The organism is Streptomyces sp. NPDC001700 (genome assembly GCF_053596435.1).
On sequence record NZ_JBSFGE010000020.1, the window covers coordinates 38,635 to 56,109 of the forward strand.

Sequence of the window (17,475 nt, forward strand, 5' to 3'; positions counted from 1 at the left end):
CTCTGATGATTTCAGCGGCTCACATCGTGGCACGCCCTGGGTCCGGGGTGGCTTCGCTGCCCGGATGTCGAGAGATGTCGGTCCGGTAACGGACCCCGAAGCGGCGTTGTCCACGCTTGACACCCCTATAGATCGAGAGACACTCTGCAGTGAAGTGGTCTAAACCATTAAACCTCTCAATCGGCGATGTGGGGAGTAGGGCGCCGTGACGTGTGACCTCATGGCGGCGACGGGAGTCGCGGCAACGCTGGTGTCGCTGGACTGCCTTCCGGCGCGCTGAAGGGAAGATCCACGTCCATGACGACCCTCGCGCACGGCTCGGCCACCCTCACCCGGAACGCCCTCACCGTCCTCCAGCCCGGCTTCACCGGCACCTGTGCCCCCGACTGGCTGCGGCGGCGGCTCGGCGAGGGGCTCGCCTCCGTCGCGCTGTTCGGCCGCAACATCGACTCGCCCGAACAGGTCGCCGCGCTCACCGCCCAGCTGCGCGCCGAGCGCGGCGACGTGCTGGTGGCGATCGACGAGGAGGGCGGCGACGTCACCCGTCTGGAGGTACGCGGCGGCTCCTCCTTCCCCGGCAACCTGGCCCTCGGCGCGATCGACGACACCGGGCTGACCCACTCCGTCGCCCGCGAACTCGGCCGCAGGCTCGCCGCCTGCGGCGTCAACCTCAACTGGGCGCCGTCCGCCGACGTCAACTCCAACCCGGACAATCCGGTCATCGGCGTCCGCTCCTTCGGTGCCTCGCCCCAGCTCGTCGCCCGGCACACCGCCGCCTGGATCGAGGGGCTGCAGGGCGCCGGGGTCGCCGCCTGCGCCAAGCACTTCCCCGGGCACGGCGACACCGCCGTCGACTCCCACCACGCCCTGCCGCGCATCGACGCCGGGCCCGACACCCTGGCCGCCCGCGAACTGGTGCCCTTCCGGGCGGCCGTCGCCGCCGGTACCAAGGCCGTGATGAGCGCGCACATCCTGCTGCCCGCGCTCGACCCGGCCCTGCCCGCCACCCTCAGCCCCGCCGCCCTCCACGGACTGCTGCGCGCCCCGGCCGCCGACGGCGGGCTCGGCTTCGACGGCCTGATCGTCACCGACGGCATCGAGATGCGGGCCGTCGCCGACGCGTACGGCATCGAGCGGGGCAGCGTCCTCGCCATCGCCGCCGGGGCCGACGCGATCTGCGTCGGCGGCGGCCTCGCCGACGAGGACACCGTGCTGCGGCTGCGGGACGCGCTGGTCGCGGCCGTACGCGCCGGGCGGCTCCCCGAGGCGCGGCTGGCCGAGGCGGCCGGGCGGGTCCGGGCCCTGGGGGAGTGGGCCAGGAGTGCCGGAGGGCCGGACGCCGCGCGGGGCATCGCGCCCGCCCCGGAGGTGGGGCTCGCCGCCGCCCGCCGCGCCCTGCGGATCACCCCGGCGGCGGGCGCTCCCGCGTACCGGCCCCCGGCCGGACCCGTCTTCGTCGCCGCCCTCACCCCGGTGGCCAGCATCGCGGTGGGCGACCAGACCCCCTGGGGCGTCGCCGCCGAACTGACCCGGCTGCTCCCCGGCACCACGACCGCCGCCTACGGCCCCGAGGACACCGCGGCGCAGGAGGTGTCCGCCGTGGTCACGCGGATGCTCGACGCGGCGGCGGACCGTAGGATCGTCGCTGTGGTACGCGACGTCCACCGCCACGGCTGGATGGCCGGCGTCCTGGACGCCCTGCTCGCCGCCCGGCCCGACACGGTCGTCGTGGAAATGGGCGTGCCCCAGGCACCGCCCCTCGGCGCCCCGCACATCGCGACGCACGGCGCCGCCCGCGTCTGCGGGCAGGCGGCCGCGGAAGTCATCACCGGCGTCACTCCTGGCGTCACCAACGGCGTCATCACCGACGTCACTCCTGGCGTCATCACCGGCGTCACCACCGGCAACGAGGCCGGGCACTGACACTCCACGCACCACCCGCACAGCCCACTGGAGGCACCCAGTATGTCCGCCACGACGACGGACCCGCGCAGAGATCAGCCGGGCCGGATCATGTCCGGCGAGATGAACGAGCAGCCCGCGGTGTTGCGCCGCATTCTCGAACAGGGCGCTCCGAAGATCCGCGAGATCGCAGAACGGATCGCCGCGCGCGCCCCGCGCTTCGTCCTGCTCACCGCCCGGGGCACCTCCGACAACGCGGCGCTGTACGCCAAGTACCTGCTCGAAGTGCTGCTCGGCAAGCCGTGCGGCCTGACCTCCATGTCCACCACCACCGCGTACGGCGCGCGGCAGGACCTCACCGACGTCCTGGTGATCACCGTCAGCCAGTCCGGCGGCTCCCCGGACCTGGTCGCCTCCACCGAGGCCGCCCGGGCCGCCGGGGCGATCACCCTGGCGGTGACCAACAACGCGGACTCGGCCCTGGCCGGGGCTGCCGAATTCCACATCGACGTGCTGGCCGGGCCCGAGAAGGCGCTGCCCGCCACCAAGACCTACACCGCCGAACTCCTCGCCCTCTACCTCTTCGTCGAGGGGCTGCGCGGCAGCGACGGCGCGCACGCCAAGGTGCTGCCCGACCTCGCTCAGCAGATCCTGGACCGCCGGGCCGAGGTGAAGCAGCTCGCGGGCCGCTACCGGTTCGCCGAGCGGATGGTCCTCACCTCCCGGGGCTACGGCTATCCCACCGCCAAGGAAGCCGCCCTGAAGCTGATGGAGACCAGCTACATCCCGGCCCTCTCCTACTCCGGCGCCGATCTGCTGCACGGCCCGCTCGCCATGGTCGACAACATCTCGCCGGTGATCGCGATCGTCACCGAGGGCAAGGGCGGCCAGGCGCTGCAGCCCGTCCTGGAGCGGCTGCGCGGCCGCGGCGCGGATCTCGTGGTGATCGGCAGCCGGGCCGAGGTGGACCGGGCGTCCGCCGGATTCGCCCTGCCCACCGAGGGGGTCGCCGAGGAGGTCCAGCCGATCCTGGAGATCCTGCCGCTGCAGATGCTGGCGTACGAGGTGACCATCGCCCGGGGGCAGGACCCGGACGCGCCGCGCGCGCTGGCGAAGGTCACCGAGACCCGCTGAACCGGCTGCTGCGTAAAGGCCCCGGAAACACCCGCGGGCCGCGGCGCCGGGGCGGGACCCTCAACCCACCCGGCACCGCAGCCCGGAGCTCGTCGGCCGAGCAGCCGACCACAAGAGGCGTACGGAGCGGTCAGGGCAGAGCGCGCCGCGTGCCTCGATCCGCCCTCCTGTGCGGGGAGAGCGAAGATCGCATCGCTGGCCATTCTGGACTAGACCAGTATCTTCTGTCCACGCTTATGTGCGAATCGGCTTATCCCGCCTGCGGGTAGGCTCGCAGTGTGCCCTCCATGAACGATCTCGTGCACCAGCACACCGCCCTCGACGAATCCGACCTCGAGTGGCTTCACCTGCTGGTATCGGAGTGGCAGCTGCTCTCCGACCTCTCCTTCGCCGACCTTGTGCTGTGGATCCCGACCAGCGACGGCACCCGCTATGTCTCGGTCGCGCAGATGCGGCCCAACACCGGGCCCACCTCCTATCAGGACGACATGGTCGGCCATCTCGTTCCCCGTGGCCGCCGTCCCATGCTCGACGCCGCGCACGACGAGGGCCGGATCGTCCGCGAGGGCGATCCCGAGTGGCGCGAGGAGGTCCCGGTCCGGGTGGAGTCCATCCCGGTCCGCCGGGAGAGCCGGGTCCTCGGCGTGATCGCGCGCAACACCAATCTGCTGACCGTACGGACCCCCAGCCGACTGGAGCTGACGTACCTCCAGAGCGCGTCCGACCTGGCCCAGATGATCGCCGCCGGATCGTTTCCCTTCCCCGGTCAGCAGGTCGACATGGACGCCTCGCCGCGCGTCGGCGACGGGCTGATCCGGCTCGACGCGGACGGCGTGGTCCAGTACGCCAGCCCCAACGCCCTCTCCGCCTACCACCGGCTCGGGCTCGCCGCCGACCTCGTCGGCCACCACCTGGGCGAGACCACCGCCGAACTGGCCCCGGCGCGCGGCCCGGTGGACGAGGCGCTGGTCAAGCTGGCCAGCGGCTGGGCGCCGCGCGAGTTCGAGGTCGAGAGCGGCGAGAACGGCGTCATCCAGCTGCGGGCCATCCCGCTCAAGCCCAAGGGCGTGCACATCGGCTCGCTCGTGCTGCTGCGGGACGTCACCGAACTGCGCCGCCGCGAGCGGGAGCTGATCACCAAGGACGCCACCATCCGGGAGATCCACCACCGGGTGAAGAACAATCTGCAGACGGTGGCCGCGCTGTTGCGGCTCCAGGCCCGCCGGATGGACTCCGCCCAGGGTCGGGAGGCGCTCAACGAGGCGGTGCGCCGGGTCGGTTCGATCGCGATCGTCCACGAGACCCTGTCCCAGACGCTGGACGAGCGGGTCGAGTTCGACGACATCGCCGACCGGGTGCTGGCGATGGTGGCCGAGATATCGCCCGGCAAGGTCACCGGCCGCCGCACCGGACGGTTCGGCATCCTCGACGCCGAGGTGGCCACCCCGCTGTCCATGGTCCTCACCGAGGTGCTGCAGAACGCGCTGGAGCACGGCTTCGGGCCGGGGGAGCAGGGCACGGTCGAGGTCTCGGCGGTGCGCGGCGGCACCGGCGAGGAGAGCCGGCTGATGGTGATCATCCAGGACGACGGGCGCGGGCTGCCCGAGGGGTTCGACCCCCAGCGCGCCGGAAACCTCGGCCTCCAGATCGTCCGCACCCTGGTGGAGGGCGAACTGGGCGGCACCTTCGACATGGTGCCCGCTCCGGAGCGCGGCACACGTGTGGTCCTCGACATACCGGTGGCCGCCGAGAAGTCCTGAGCCGCTTCACCGGGGTCATCGGCCGGACAACGCACTGAGCCCCGGACCGGGATGGTCCGGGGCTCAAAAGCTCACGTTGCTGTGCGCATCGGGGCTACTGCGCGCTGCGGCTCGGGGGCCACGGGGCGTATCAGGGTCAGGCGCTGGCGTTCCGCGCCCGGTTCCGAGCGGCACGGCGCTTCATGGCGCGGCGCTCGTCCTCGCTGAGTCCACCCCAGACGCCGGAGTCCTGGCCGGACTCAAGCGCCCACTGCAGACACTGCTCCATGACGGGGCAGCGGCGGCAGACGGCCTTGGCTTCCTCGATCTGCAGCAGCGCAGGACCGGTGTTGCCGATGGGGAAGAACAGCTCGGGGTCTTCCTCGCGGCAAACGGCGTTGTGACGCCAGTCCATGGCTGCTCCATCTCCTCGTATTGCGGGCTTGTTGCTTGTGAATGTGAACGCTTTCACGAATCCCCTGACAAGGACAGGGACGCCGCCAGTTTGGGCGCTGGTGCGTTCCCGTGGGTTTGAGGAGGGGGTTCGGGCTCTCAAGGGGGCCTTTCGTCCGGCCGTCCCGATCGCCAAGAAGAGATTCGCAAACCTCGGCGGCGGATACAACCCCTTCCGGAAAGTTTTTTTTGATTCCTTGGTGTCGGCTGTATCACAGCCGTACTTCCCGGGGGTGGATCCCAGCCTAAACGTTCGACTACAAGGACTTTATGGGGTCTGACTCACACAATCACACGCAGTGCACGGCGTACGCCTGTGAACGTCACGCTCGTACGCAGTCCTAGGTGGTCTCCGTCCATCTGGAACGGCAGTGGCGCCTGGGATTGCAAGGTGAAGTCCGTCAGATCGTGCAGCCCTACCACATGCTTGCCGTGGGGTCCCCGGTCGGGGGTCGACATCGCCAGCTGAGCTGCGTAGCGGGTCATCGCGGGCGCGGACAGCTTGCCGAGTCCCAGCACGTCAAGGGCGGTGTCGAAGGACGCGCGCGGCGCGGCGTAGATCGGGCGGTTGCCCAGGAAAGTCCACGGGGAGGTGTTGCAGACTATGGACAGCGCCAGGTCCCTGATCGGGTCCTGGCCGGGCCGCCCGAGGGTGATGCTGCCGTGCCGCCGGTTCGGTTCCCCGAAGAACTGGCGCAGCATCTGCCGTATGTAGAGGGCGTGGGTCGAACGCTTGCCGCGTTCGCGCTGCTGCTCGACCCGGCCGATCACGCTCGCGTCGAAGCCGAAGCCCGCGCAGAAGGTGAACCAGCGGGCGGGCACCGACTCGTCCGGGGTGCCCGGTGTACCGGCCGCGAGCCCGAGGCCCACGGTGCGCTCGGTGCCGTCCCGCAGCGCGTCCAGCAGGGCGCCGGTCGCCTCGACGGCGTCGTTGGGCAGGCCGAGGGCGCGGGCGAACACGTTGGTGGAGCCGCCGGGGACCACCGCGAGGCGCGGCAGTTCGCCCGGTGCGGGGCCGTTGTGCAGCAGCCCATTGACGACCTCGTTGACGGTGCCGTCGCCGCCGAGGGCCACGACCAGCTCATGGGTGCCGCTGTCAACGGCGCGGCGGGCCAGGTCGCGTGCGTGCCCCCGGTACTCCGTGGTCGCCACGTCGAGCTTCAAGTCGCTGGCGAGCGCGTGGAACAGGACGTCACGGGTGCGGGCACTGGTGGTGGTTGCTGCCGGATTGACCACGAGGAGTGCGCGCATGGGCGCCAGCCTACCGACCCGCCGGGCCGACCCCCGAACCCCGGGCCCGCCCGCCGGGGCCGTGCGGCCGCTACGCTGCTGGGGTGAGCAGGAAGAAGTCCACCCCCGCCAAGACGGCCAGGACCGCCGAGACGCCCGCCCCCGCCGCCGAGACCGCCGACGCGTCGCCCTCGGGGCCCCGTCCGGCGCGGCTGACCGTGGCGGCGGCGCTGGCCGCCGTCGAGGGCCTGGTGCTCGTGGGGTTCGGGGTCTACGTCCTGATCATGGGCCTCGCCGGGAACCCGGAGAGCCCGGAGCAGGCGGAGACCCTCGGGATCACCGTGCTCGCCCTGGCCCTGCTGCCGCTGCTGGCGGCCCGTGGGCTGTGGCTGCGGCGCCGCTGGAGCCGTGGCCCCGCGATGATCACTCAGCTGATGGCGCTGCCGGTGGCCTGGACGCTGGTGCAGAACGGCGGCGGGCTGATCGCCATCGGCGCGCTGACCGCCGTCGCGGCCTTGGCCGTCCTGGCCCTGCTGATCAACCCGACCGCGACCGAGGCGCTGGGCATCGGCCCGCGCGACGCCTGAAGTTCCCCACCCCGCCCCTTCCCGAACCGGAGCCAAGCCCCCGGCCCCCCGCGCCGGGGCTCCGGTTCCTGGACCCCGTCGGGCTTCGCCCCTGGGCCCGCCGGGCTTCGCCCTTGGGCCCCGCTGGGGCTGCGGCTCCTGGTCCCCGCCGGGCTTCGCCCCTGGGCCCCGCCGGGGCTCCGGCTCCTGGTCCCCGCCGGGCTTCGCCCCTGGGCCTCCGCTGGGCTGCGGCTCCTGGACCTCCGCTGGGCGCCGCCGCTGGACCCCGCCGGGCTTCGCCCCTGGGCCCTGCTGGGCTTCGCCCCTGGGCCTCCGCTGGGCTGCGGCTCCTGGACCTCCGCTGGACCCCGGTGGGGCTGCGGCTCCTGGGCCCCGTTGGGCTCCGCCCCCGACCCCGCCGGGGCTCCGCCCCCACACTCCGCTTCGCCCCTGGGTCTCGGTGGGGGTGCGGTTCCTGGGTCCGTTTCTTCGCTGGGGAGGCTCGCCGTGTGGGCAAGGTTGTGCCCGGGGCTGGCCCCGGGCACTGCTCGCTATTCCTCGACCAAGAGCCGGTCCCGCAGCTGGGCCAGGGTGCGGGCCAGCAGCCGGGAGACGTGCATCTGGGAGATGCCGACCTCCTGCGCGATCTGCGACTGCGTCATGTTCCCGAAGAACCGCAGCAGCAGGATCTTCTTCTCGCGCGGCGGCAGATCCTCCAGCAGCGGCTTGAGGGATTCGCGGTACTCGACGCCCTCCAGCGCCTCGTCCTCCGCGCCGAGGGTGTCGGCCACCGCCGGGGACTCGTCGTCCGTGTCCGGTACGTCCAGCGACAGTGTGCTGTACGCGTTGGCGGACTCCAGGCCCTCCAGCACCTCTTCCTCGGAGATGGCCAGATGCTCGGCCAGCTCATGGACGGTCGGGGCGCGCCCGTGCCGCTGGGACAGTTCGGCGGTGGCCGTCGTCAGCGAGAGCCGCAGCTCCTGGAGCCGCCGCGGCACCCGCACCGCCCAGCCCTTGTCACGGAAGTGCCGCTTGATCTCGCCGACGACCGTGGGGGTCGCGTAGGTCGAGAACTCCACACCGCGGTCCGGGTCGAACCGGTCGACGGACTTGATCAGTCCGATGGTGGCCACCTGGGTCAGGTCGTCCAGCGGCTCGCCGCGGTTGCGGAAGCGCCGGGCCAGATGCTCGACCAGGGGCAGGTGCATGCGCACGAGGTTGTTGCGCAGCTCGGCCCGCTCCGCGGAGCCGTCGGGAAGCCCCCGCAGCTCGACGAACATCGCCCGCGCGCCGCTCCGGTCGTGCGGATCGTGCTGCTGACGCACCTGCTCCTGCTCGTGCTGATCCATGTGGTCCGCCCGCTCTGGTCGGTCTCCTGCCGCCTCCGAGTCCGCGGGATGCGGTCGGGCCGGCGGGTGCGGGATGGCCGGGGTACGTACTCCCCGCGATGATGCAGTGCTCACGGAGCCCCCTTTGTCCGTCACGGCTGTCCGGGGCCGGCGCCGCGCTCCTTGTACAGGCTGATGCTGACCGTACGGTCCTCGGCGACGGTCGAATCCACCTTGCCCGCCAGTGCGGAGAGCACCGTCCAGGCGAAGGTGTCGCGCTCGGGGGCGCGGCCGTCAGTGGTCGGAGCCGCCACGGTCACCTGCAGTGCGTCGTCGATCAGTCGGAAGACGCAGCTCAGCACACTGCCGGGGACGGCTTGCTGCAGCAGGATCGCGCAGGCCTCGTCGACCGCGATGCGCAGATCCTCGATTTCGTCGAGGGTGAAGTCCAAGCGGGCTGCCAGGCCGGCGGTCGCCGTCCGCAGCACCGACAGATAGGCCCCCGCAGCGGGCAGCCGGACTTCCACGAAGTCCTGGGTCCCGGGCTCGCCTGCGATCTGGGACACCCTCACCTCCAAGGTGACACAAGCTGTTTGAGCTGAGCTGATTGGAGCGTCGGCCATATGCCCTTATGGTGGAGGGGTAACGGACCGGCGCGATGTGCGGTTCGGCTGCGACGCTATCGCGATCTGCCACTCGGTGTCGCCCGGACGAAGCACGGCCCCCGTCACGGGTGAACCCCCGAGATGAACATTCCCGATATCACTCATAGTAAGCATATGAGTACGCAGCGTGGCTAGGGGTCTGCGGTCTCAATTCGAAAGAGATGTCGCCTCACTCAACGAACCGCAGGTCGAAGCTGTGCCCGGCGCCTGGGCGGCCAGCGCCCGCAGCGGTTCTCCCGACAGCCTTCGTACGGTCCACTCGTCCATCGGCTCCGCGCCCAGCGACGCGTAGAAGCCGATCGCCGGTTCGTTCCAGTCCAGCACCGACCATTCGAAGCGGGCATAGCCCCGCTCCACGCAGATCCGTGCCAGCTCGGCCAGCAGCGCCTTGCCGTGGCCGCCGCCGCGGGCCCGCGGCGTGACGTACAGATCCTCCAGATACACCCCGTGGGTGCCCGTCCAGGTGGAGAAGTTACGGAACCACAGGGCGAAGCCGACCGGCACGGGCGCGCCGTCGCCGGTCTCCTCGGCGATCAGCGCGAACACCGCCGGATGCGCACCGAAGAGCGCGGTGTGCAGCTGCTCCTCGGTGGCCTTGGCCTCCGGCAGTGCCCGCTCGTACGCGGCCAGCTCGCGGATCATCGCGAGGATGGCCGGGACGTCGGACGGCTTCGCTGATCGGATCATGTGGTGAAGGCTAGCTCGCCGCACCGACAACGCGGCAGCCGATTCCTCCGCGCGGCAGGTCCCGGGCCCCGCCTCCGCCCCGCCCGGGGTGGTGGGCGCGGCTAGACAATCAGCAGGTCCACGTAGCACCAGCGCCAGTCCTCGCCCGGTTCGAAGCTGCGCATCACCGGATGCCCGGTCTTCTCGAAGTGCCCGGTGGAGTGTCGATAGGTCGATGAATCGCAGCACCCCACATAGCCGCACTCCAGACAGATGCGCAGCTGCACCGGATGGCTGCCGAGGGCCCGGCACTCCGGACAGGTGGCGGTCAGCGGCTCCGGTTCGGGGCGCGGCAGGGCCGGAACGTGGGGGCACTCCTTCATGATTGCCAGACTAAGGCGCTGGGCGAGCCGACGAAGCCGATGAATCGGGACGGGCCGGGGCATGGACGTAACACCGCTGTTGATGCTGGTCGCGGGCAGCGCGGCGATCGCGGGTCTGGCCCGGCGCACCCCGGTGCCCGCGCCGCTGCTGCTGGTGGCGGCCGGGCTGGTGGTCTCGTATCTGCCGGGGGTGCCGGACTACACCCTGGAGCCGGAGGTCGTGCTCCCGCTGGTGCTGCCCCCGCTGCTGCACACCGCCGCGCTCGACAGCTCCTATCTGGACCTGCGCGCCAATCTGCGGCCGGTGGCGCTGCTGTCGTTCGGCTATGTGCTGTTCGCGACCCTCGCCGTCGGCTGGATCGCCCATCTGCTGGTGCCCGGGCTGCCGCTGACCGCCGCGCTGGTGCTGGGCGCGGTGATCGCCCCGCCGGACGCGGTGGCGGCCACCGCCATCGCCCGCCGGGTCGGGCTGCCCTCCCGGCTGACGACCGTCCTGCGGGGCGAGTCCCTGGTCAACGACGCGACCGCGATCACCGCCTACCGGGTGGCGCTCGCCGCGGCGGTGGGGGAGGGCGCCACCTGGACCCATGCCACGTGGGAGTTCCTGCTCGCGGCGGTGGGCGGCGTCGGCGTCGGCCTGGTCCTCATGGTGCCGCTGCACTGGATGCGTACCCGGCTGCGCGATCCGCTGCTGCAGAACACCCTCTCGCTGCTGATCCCCTTCACCGCCTACGCGGCCGCCGAGCAGGTCGAGGCGTCGGGCGTGCTGGCCGTCGTGGTGGTCGCGCTCTACCTCGGACACCGCTCCTGGCAGGTCGACTTCGCGACCCGGCTCCAGGAGGCGGCCGTCTGGAAGATGATCGCCTTCATCCTGGAGTCGGCCGTGTTCGCGCTGATCGGGCTGCAACTGCGGTTCGTGGTGGGCGGGCTGGGGGAGTTCGGGGCGGGCGAGGCGGCCTGGTACGCGGCCGCTCTCTTCCTGGCCGTGGTGGCCGTACGGTTCCTCTGGGTCTTCCCGGCGACCTTCGTACCGCGCAAGCTCTTCCCCAGGATCCGGGAGCGGGAGCCCGGCACCGACTGGCGGGCGGCGGTCATCGTCGGCTGGGCCGGGATGCGCGGGGTGGTGTCGCTGGCCATCGCCTTCTCGATCCCGGAGACCGTGCACGGCGGAGGCGACTTCCCGGGCCGCACCCTGATCCTCTTCCTGGCCTTCACCACCGTCATCGGGACGCTGGTCGTCCAGGGGCTCACCCTGCCCGCCCTGATCCGCGCGCTGAAGATGCCGGGGCCCGACCTCCAGGCCGAGACGCTCGCCGAGGCCCAGGCGCAGGCCGATGCCTCGCGGGCGGCCGAGGCCCGGCTGGACGAACTCCTCGCCGATGAGCGCAACGCGCTGCCGCCGCCGCTGGCCGACCGGCTGCGCAATGTGCTGGAGCGGCGCCGCAACGCGGTGTGGGAACGGCTCGGCACGGTCAACGAGGTGACGGGGGAGTCGGCGGACGACACCTACCGCAGGCTGGCGCGCGAGGTGATCGGCAGCGAGCGCGAGGTGTTCGTGAAGCTGCGGGACGCGCGCCGGATCGACGACGAGATGCTCCGTACGCTGCTGCGCCGACTGGACCTGGAGGAGGCGGCCGCGTACCGGGAGGAGACGGCGGAGGACGGGCCCTGACCGTCTCCGGCCGGGGCCCGCCCACTTCGGATGGATCTTCTACTTCAGCCGCTCGCGGATGCGGGCGCGCATCGAGTCCATCGAGAAGCCCCGGGGATCGATCTTGCCCGGCTGCCATTCGAGATGGCCGATCACCGACCGCTCGGTCCAGCCGTGACGGCGGCAGACCGCCGCCGCTGCCCGGGCCGTCGCGTCCAGTTGGGCCTCGGGCCACGGGTCCTTGCCGTCGCCGAGGTTCTCGCATTCGAAGCCGTAGAACGCGCGGTTGCCGTCCGTGTTGGCCTCGTTGTCGGCGGGCAGCGCCGTTTCGGCGATCACGGCGCGCAGGACCTCGTCGTCGCCGAGCCCCGCGTGGTTGGCGCGGCCGTATCCGACGAGATGCACTCCGCCGTCCTTGGCGATCACGCCGTGGCACAGCGGGCCGGGCAGCTCCTCGTAGCCGTCGCGGCAGATCTCGACGGTGAGGGCGGTGCCGGAGGTGACGGTGTGGTGGATCATCACCCCGTGCACGCTGCCCCACGGCCCCTTGTGGTTCCGGTTGTGGTTGCGCCAGTCGCCGACCTGCACCACGCGCAGGCCCTCGTTCTTCAATCCCGCCAGGAAGTCCCCCGCGGACATGGGTGAGGCCATGACCGCCTCCGTTCTGAATCATGCGGCGGGCGCCGGTCGCGACCCGCCTGTATCACCGTATGCTTACCCAAAAACACGGTGGGTTATTGAGTCCTGGCTGAGGGCCGGTGGAGAGCGGCCGTTATGGTGCGACTGATCCGCCCGACGACGCGCAGGAGAACCACCGCACCATGCACTACCAGGACGTACTCGACGAGGTCGCGGCCCATGTGGCGCCCCACATCGGCCGGGGTCAGGTGGCCCAGTACATCCCCGCGCTCGCCGCGGTCGACCCGGACCGCTTCGGCATCGCCCTCGCGGACGTCGACGGCAACGTCACCGGCGTCGGCGACTGGGAGCGCCCCTTCTCCGTGCAGTCCATCTCCAAGGCGTTCGGCCTCGCGCTCGTCCTCGCGCAGGACGGCGAGAAGCTGTGGCGGCGGGTCGGCCGGGAGCCCTCGGGCAACCCCTTCAACTCCCTGGTGCAGCTGGAGCACGAGAACGGCATCCCGCGCAATCCGTTCATCAACGCGGGCGCGCTGGTGGTCACCGACCGGCTGCACAGCCTCACCGGCGACGCCAGCACCACCATGCTGGACTTCCTGCGCGCCGAGAGCGGTAACCCGGAGCTGGCCTTCGACGCGGACGTCGCCGAGTCCGAGTCCGGCCACGGCGACCGCAACGCCGCGCTCGCCCACTTCATGGCGAGCTATGGCAACCTCGACAACCCCGTACAGACCGTCCTCGACCACTACTTCTGGCAGTGCTCGATCGAGATGAGCTGCCGCGACCTGGCCCTCGCGGGCGGTTTCCTGGCCCGCCACGGAGAGCGCGCGGACGGCTCCCGGCTGCTGTCGCGGCGCGAGGCGAAGCGGGTCAACGCGGTCATGCTCACCTGCGGGACGTACGACGCGGCGGGCGACTTCGCGTACCGCGTGGGGCTGCCCGGCAAGAGCGGTGTGGGCGGCGGGATCATCGCCGTGATCCCGGGCCGGTGCACGCTGTGCGTCTGGAGCCCCGGTCTGGACGCCCGCGGCAACTCGGTGGCCGGGGTGGCGGCGCTGGACCACTTCACGACGGTGACCGGGTGGTCGGTGTTCTAGACGGCCTCCAGGGTGGCGCCGGGCCGGTGGCGGCGGGAGCATGGAGGGGTAGCAGGAGGTGTGGCGCCATGCAGCACGAGATGCGCGCGGAGTACGAGGAAGGCAGCTCCGGGCGGGTGGCGGGCGCGCCGGTCAAGATCTGGCACATGGTCCGGGGCAACGGCACGACCGCGATGTGCGGCCGCGAGCTGGACCCGGACGCCGAGACGCAGGCGGCGGACATGTGGGCCACGGGCGACTCCGGGCCCTTCTGCCACTCGTGCGGCGCGATGTATCTGCGCGAGGTCCCTTGAGCGACGGTCCCTTGAGCGAGGGCGGAAGCGACTACCGGGAGCGGGCGTCGCGGCTCGGCGGCGGTGCGGTGGTGTGGTCCCGCACCGTCGGCGCCGGGCCGCAGCGGGTCCTGCCCGACGGCTGTACGGATCTGATCTGGGCCGACGGCAGGCTGCTGGTCGCCGGGCCCGATACCCGCGCGCATCTGGCGGGCGGGGACGCGGGGACGCGCGCCGTGGGGCTGCGCTTCGCCCCGGGGGCGGGGCCCGCGGTGCTGGGCGTACCCGCCTGTGAACTGCGCGATCAGCGGGTGCCGTTGGCCGCGCTCTGGCCGGAGGCCGAGGTGCGCCGCCTGGCGGAGCGGGCCTTCGACGGGCAGGCCGGGCAGGTCGGGCGGGTGCTGGAGGCCGTGGCGCTGGACCGGCTGCGGGGCGCGGAGCCCGCCGATCCGGTGGTGGGCGAGGTCGTGGCGGGGCTCTCGGGCGGCCGCAGCGTGGCGGAGGTGGCCCGGGTGGTGGGCCTGGGCGCGCGGCAGCTGCACCGGCGGTCGCTGGCGGCCTTCGGGTACGGGCCCAAGACGCTGGGGCGGGTGCTGCGGCTGAACCGCGCGCTGGAGCTGGCCCGTGGCGGGGTGCCGTACGCGGAGGTGGCGGCGCTGGCCGGGTACGCGGACCAGGCGCATCTGGCCCGCGAGGTGCGGGGCCTGGCGGGCGTACCCCTGGGCGGGCTGCTGGGCCCCGCCTAGGCCCCGCTTAGGGCCGTCAGGCGGGCAGCGGGGCGAACAGGTCGACCTGGTTGCCGTCCGGGTCCAGGAGGGTGGCGTAGCGCTGCCCCCAGAAGGCGTCCCAGGGCTCCTGGGAGCCCCGTACGCCCGCTTCCGTGAGCTTGGCGTACGCCGCGTCCACCTCGGCCGGGCTGTCGCACAGGAAGGCCAGCGCCATCCGTCCGGGCCCGCTCGGTGGCGGGGTCTCGGCCGCGTCCCACATCAGGCGCAGACCGCCGGGCAGGGTGGCCTCGGCGTGCGGCTGGGTGTCGGCCCCGGCGGGGATGTCCAGGCCGAGCAGGCGGTAGAAGGCGAGGGAGGCGGCCATGTCCGCTACGACCAGGCCGATCGCGTCGAATCGTGGTGTCATGCGGGCAGCGTAGGCAGCCCGCGAGCCGCCGGTCTTGAACGAATCGGACACCGGCGCAAGGGACCTCTACGGGCAGCTGATGACCTGGCCGCCGTACGACAGGTTGCCGCCGAAGCCGAACAGCAGCACCGGGCTCCCGGAGGGGATCTCGCCGCGTTCGACCAGCTTGGACAGGGCGAGCGGAATGCTGGCCGCCGAGGTGTTCCCGGAGTCCACGACATCGCGCGCGATCACCGCGTTGACCGCGCCGAGCTTACGGGCGACCGGTTCGATGATCCGCAGGTTGGCCTGGTGGAGCACGACCCCGGCCAGGTCCTCCGGCTCGTACCCGGCCCGGGCGCACACCTCGCGGGCTATGGGCGGCAGTTGGGTGGTGGCCCAGCGGTACACGGACTGGCCCTCCTGCGCGAAGCGCGGCGGGGTGCCCTCGATACGGACGGCGTTGCCCAGCTCGGGCACCGACCCCCACACCACCGGCCCGATGCCCGGCTCCGCGTCCGCCGTCACCACGGCCGCGCCCGCGCCGTCGCCCAGCAGGACGCAGCTGGAGCGGTCGGTCCAGTCGGCGGCCTCGGTGAACTTGTCCGCGCCGATGACCAGCGCGGCGGTGGCCGATCCGGCCCGTATCGCGTGGTCGGCGGTGGCCAGGGCGTGGGTGAACCCGGCGCACACCACGTTGATGTCCATGGCGGCGGGGCTGGCCAGGCCCAGCCGGGCGGCGACGCGGGCGGCCATGTTGGGGCTGCGGTTGATCGCGGTGGACGTGGCGACCAGCACCATGTCGATGTCGGTGGGGGCGAGGCCGCTGTGGGCGAGGGCCTTGGCGGCGGCCGCCGAGGCCATCTCGTCCACCGTCTCGTCCGGGCGTGCCACATGGCGGGTGCGGATCCCGACCCGCGCGCGGATCCACTCGTCGCTGGTGTCGACCATGGCGGCGAGGTCGTCGTTGGTGAGCACCTTCGCGGGCTGGTAGTGCCCGAGCGCCCGTACGCGTGAACCGGTCATCAGTCCAGTCTTGGGGCACGCGGGCCCGTCCGAAGCGTGGGCAGGTGCCAACGAATCGGCCCGAGATCTGGAGGATTCGGCCTTTCCCGCAGGCGGTGGCGGCCTTCCGGCACTCGGCCGCCACCGCGTTCATGGCCTTGACGTCAGGAGAGCTGGCCGTCGTAGTCCGGGAGCTTGAAAGTCTTCTCGGCGTGGCCGCCCACCAGGTCGGTGGCGCTGTTGCCGATGTTCGCGATGATCGTGTAGCCCTTCTTCTCGATCTCCACGCGCTTGGCGGTCTTGTACGCGCCGACCTCCATGAAGAGGTCGCCGAGCCCGCGTACGTACAGCCCGGCCACCTTGTAGCCCACGTTCTCCAGGTTGTACTGGGTGGGCAGGGTGAGGATGTCGGGGCGCGCGGTGACGAAGAAGAGGGCCACGCCACGGGACTGCGCGTACTGGGAGAGCTGGAGGACCGGGTCCACGGCGGGCGCCGGGTAGCTGAACTTGAAGTCCGACTCCAGCGAGGTGTTGTCGATGTCCAGGACGATGGCCTGCTTCTGGCCCCCGGGGTTCTGGACGCGCTCCTCGACGTAGGGCCGGGCCTGGTCGATGACGGCCTTCACATCGCGCTTCCAGGTCTCGTAGTCGACCTTCGCGGCGGTGGCACTGGTGGCGCTCGGCGTGGCGGCTGACGTGGTCGCGGCGGTGGCCGTGGTGGCCGTACCGCCCAGGCCGATGGCGATGGCCACGGCCACCGCCGTCACGCCGAGCCGTCGTGATCGCGCGCGTGCTGCAGTCATGGGTTCCGTCCTCGTCGTCGTGTCGAAGTGTTTCCCCGAGTGGCATGCTCACGTTCGACGGTGGACATGAGAAGACCGCTGCGTTTACTGATGAGTAACGATTCGCGCTCAGCGGGCTTTCCGGGCCCGAAATAGGCCAACGACACGTGCCGGGCCGTTCTTTGACTGGTCAGCCGTTAGATGGGTATGTCATGTACTGAAGGGCCGGCCTGGACCCGGCGGTGCACGCACCCCGCCCGGACGTCGTGTCACCCCCAGAGCTCCGGTGTCGCGCGCCTCCACCCTGCCGAGGAGGCTTGCATGTTCGATGATCGGCCCGCCTTCGGTGTCCGTGTGCGTGCGCTGGGCGGTGTCACGGTCGCTGAGGTCGCGGGAGAGCTGGACATCTTCGCCACGGAACGGATCTCCGCACGGCTCGATTCCCTGGCCCGTACGGGATGTCCGGATCTGGTGCTGGATCTGCGGCGGGTCACCTTCCTGGACTGCGCCGGGCTGTCGTTACTGTGCCGGCTGCGCAACCGTGTGCTGGAGCGGGAGGGCAGGCTGCGGCTGGTCATCGTCGACCCGCGGTTCCTGCGGCTGCTGCGGATGGTCCGGCTGGAGGACGCCTTCGAGGTACTGGAGGATCTGACACCGGCGGTCGTGGGCGCGGGGAACGCGGCGGGCGGCGGAAGCGGCGATGTGCTCGCCTGAGCTGATCAGGCGTCAATAGGAAGAAACGTATTTCACTCGAACGAGGGTTTTTCCCTAGGGGAATGCCGCGTCCCTCTCTCTGTAACCGACGGTCACCCCCTTACGCTCGCCTGCACGTCACCCAGGGCCCGGCGGATTC

Annotated in this window: 19 protein-coding genes; 9 read left to right on the forward strand and 10 right to left on the reverse strand. The window is 71.6% G+C overall.

What is annotated here, in order from left to right:
• The first annotated feature begins 297 nt into the window (after positions 1-297).
• The 3 genes from ACWC5C_RS30620 to ACWC5C_RS30630 all read left to right on the forward strand — a co-directional run bounded on the left by ACWC5C_RS30620 (position 298) and on the right by ACWC5C_RS30630 (position 4,796).
• Complete coding sequence (locus ACWC5C_RS30620) at positions 298-1,923, forward strand: glycoside hydrolase family 3 protein (protein WP_450880643.1); 1,626 nt, start codon at positions 298-300, stop codon at positions 1,921-1,923.
• A gap of 42 nt (positions 1,924-1,965) precedes the next feature.
• Positions 1,966-3,036, forward strand: coding sequence for an SIS domain-containing protein (locus ACWC5C_RS30625; protein ID WP_450880645.1), 1,071 nt, complete (start codon positions 1,966-1,968; stop codon positions 3,034-3,036).
• Between the two features lie 287 nt (positions 3,037-3,323).
• Positions 3,324-4,796, forward strand: a complete 1,473-nt coding sequence (locus tag ACWC5C_RS30630) for a sensor histidine kinase (RefSeq protein ID WP_385440460.1) — start codon at positions 3,324-3,326, stop codon at positions 4,794-4,796.
• Positions 4,797-4,932: 136 nt separating this feature from the next.
• Here ACWC5C_RS30630 and ACWC5C_RS30635 read toward each other — a convergent pair whose 3' ends face one another.
• Positions 4,933-5,190 carry a WhiB family transcriptional regulator gene (locus ACWC5C_RS30635; protein ID WP_003953983.1) on the reverse strand — a complete coding sequence of 86 codons (258 nt, stop codon included), beginning with the start codon at positions 5,188-5,190 and terminating at the stop codon, positions 4,933-4,935.
• Between the two features lie 320 nt (positions 5,191-5,510).
• Positions 5,511-6,479, reverse strand: coding sequence for a diacylglycerol/lipid kinase family protein (locus ACWC5C_RS30640; RefSeq protein WP_450880647.1), 969 nt, complete (start codon positions 6,477-6,479; stop codon positions 5,511-5,513).
• Positions 6,480-6,562: 83 nt separating this feature from the next.
• On the opposite strand from ACWC5C_RS30640, the gene ACWC5C_RS30645 reads away from it, so the two are divergent.
• Positions 6,563-7,045 (forward strand): hypothetical protein, encoded by a 483-nt coding sequence (locus tag ACWC5C_RS30645; RefSeq protein ID WP_450880649.1) that lies wholly within the window; start codon positions 6,563-6,565, stop codon positions 7,043-7,045.
• Between the two features lie 530 nt (positions 7,046-7,575).
• Here ACWC5C_RS30645 and ACWC5C_RS30650 read toward each other — a convergent pair.
• The 4 genes from ACWC5C_RS30650 to ACWC5C_RS30665 form a co-directional block, all read right to left on the reverse strand.
• Positions 7,576-8,487 carry an RNA polymerase sigma factor SigF gene (locus ACWC5C_RS30650; RefSeq protein ID WP_450880651.1) on the reverse strand — a complete coding sequence of 304 codons (912 nt, stop codon included), beginning with the start codon at positions 8,485-8,487 and terminating at the stop codon, positions 7,576-7,578.
• Positions 8,488-8,504: 17 nt separating this feature from the next.
• Positions 8,505-8,918 (reverse strand): ATP-binding protein, encoded by a 414-nt coding sequence (locus tag ACWC5C_RS30655; RefSeq protein WP_009715155.1) that lies wholly within the window; start codon positions 8,916-8,918, stop codon positions 8,505-8,507.
• A gap of 246 nt (positions 8,919-9,164) precedes the next feature.
• Positions 9,165-9,704 carry an N-acetyltransferase family protein gene (locus ACWC5C_RS30660; protein WP_450880653.1) on the reverse strand — a complete coding sequence of 180 codons (540 nt, stop codon included), beginning with the start codon at positions 9,702-9,704 and terminating at the stop codon, positions 9,165-9,167.
• A gap of 101 nt (positions 9,705-9,805) precedes the next feature.
• Positions 9,806-10,066, reverse strand: coding sequence for a UBP-type zinc finger domain-containing protein (locus ACWC5C_RS30665; protein ID WP_450880655.1), 261 nt, complete (start codon positions 10,064-10,066; stop codon positions 9,806-9,808).
• Positions 10,067-10,127: 61 nt separating this feature from the next.
• Here ACWC5C_RS30665 and ACWC5C_RS30670 point away from each other — a divergent pair, with 61 nt between their 5' ends.
• A complete protein-coding gene (locus ACWC5C_RS30670; RefSeq protein WP_450880657.1) occupies positions 10,128-11,738 on the forward strand; it encodes a Na+/H+ antiporter in 1,611 nt (536 codons plus the stop codon).
• A 39-nt stretch (positions 11,739-11,777) separates the two neighbouring features.
• Here the strand turns inward: ACWC5C_RS30670 and ACWC5C_RS30675 are convergent, their stop codons facing one another.
• Entirely contained in the window at positions 11,778-12,368 is a 591-nt protein-coding gene (locus ACWC5C_RS30675; RefSeq protein WP_450880659.1) for an N-acetylmuramoyl-L-alanine amidase, read from the reverse strand.
• Between the two features lie 170 nt (positions 12,369-12,538).
• Between ACWC5C_RS30675 and ACWC5C_RS30680 the strand changes: the two genes are divergently transcribed.
• The 3 genes from ACWC5C_RS30680 (at position 12,539) to ACWC5C_RS30690 (ending at position 14,468) form a co-directional block, all read left to right on the forward strand.
• On the forward strand, positions 12,539-13,450 hold the full coding sequence (locus ACWC5C_RS30680; protein ID WP_385440445.1) for a glutaminase: 912 nt from the start codon (positions 12,539-12,541) through the stop codon (positions 13,448-13,450).
• Positions 13,451-13,518: 68 nt separating this feature from the next.
• On the forward strand, positions 13,519-13,743 hold the full coding sequence (locus ACWC5C_RS30685) for a hypothetical protein (protein ID WP_450880661.1): 225 nt from the start codon (positions 13,519-13,521) through the stop codon (positions 13,741-13,743).
• An 11-nt stretch (positions 13,744-13,754) separates the two neighbouring features.
• Positions 13,755-14,468: a helix-turn-helix domain-containing protein gene (locus ACWC5C_RS30690; RefSeq protein WP_450880663.1), complete on the forward strand. Its 714-nt coding sequence runs from the start codon at positions 13,755-13,757 to the stop codon at positions 14,466-14,468.
• Positions 14,469-14,484: 16 nt separating this feature from the next.
• Here ACWC5C_RS30690 and ACWC5C_RS30695 read toward each other — a convergent pair whose 3' ends face one another.
• From ACWC5C_RS30695 to ACWC5C_RS30705, 3 genes are all read right to left on the reverse strand, one after another.
• Positions 14,485-14,856, reverse strand: a complete 372-nt coding sequence (locus tag ACWC5C_RS30695) for a VOC family protein (protein WP_450880665.1) — start codon at positions 14,854-14,856, stop codon at positions 14,485-14,487.
• 66 nt (positions 14,857-14,922) lie between these two features.
• Entirely contained in the window at positions 14,923-15,861 is a 939-nt protein-coding gene (locus ACWC5C_RS30700) for a beta-ketoacyl-ACP synthase III (protein ID WP_450880667.1), read from the reverse strand.
• A gap of 143 nt (positions 15,862-16,004) precedes the next feature.
• Positions 16,005-16,643: an HAD family acid phosphatase gene (locus ACWC5C_RS30705; protein WP_450880669.1), complete on the reverse strand. Its 639-nt coding sequence runs from the start codon at positions 16,641-16,643 to the stop codon at positions 16,005-16,007.
• A gap of 300 nt (positions 16,644-16,943) precedes the next feature.
• Between ACWC5C_RS30705 and ACWC5C_RS30710 the strand changes: the two genes are divergently transcribed.
• Complete coding sequence (locus tag ACWC5C_RS30710) at positions 16,944-17,336, forward strand: STAS domain-containing protein (protein ID WP_450880671.1); 393 nt, start codon at positions 16,944-16,946, stop codon at positions 17,334-17,336.
• Positions 17,337-17,475: the final 139 nt, after the last annotated feature.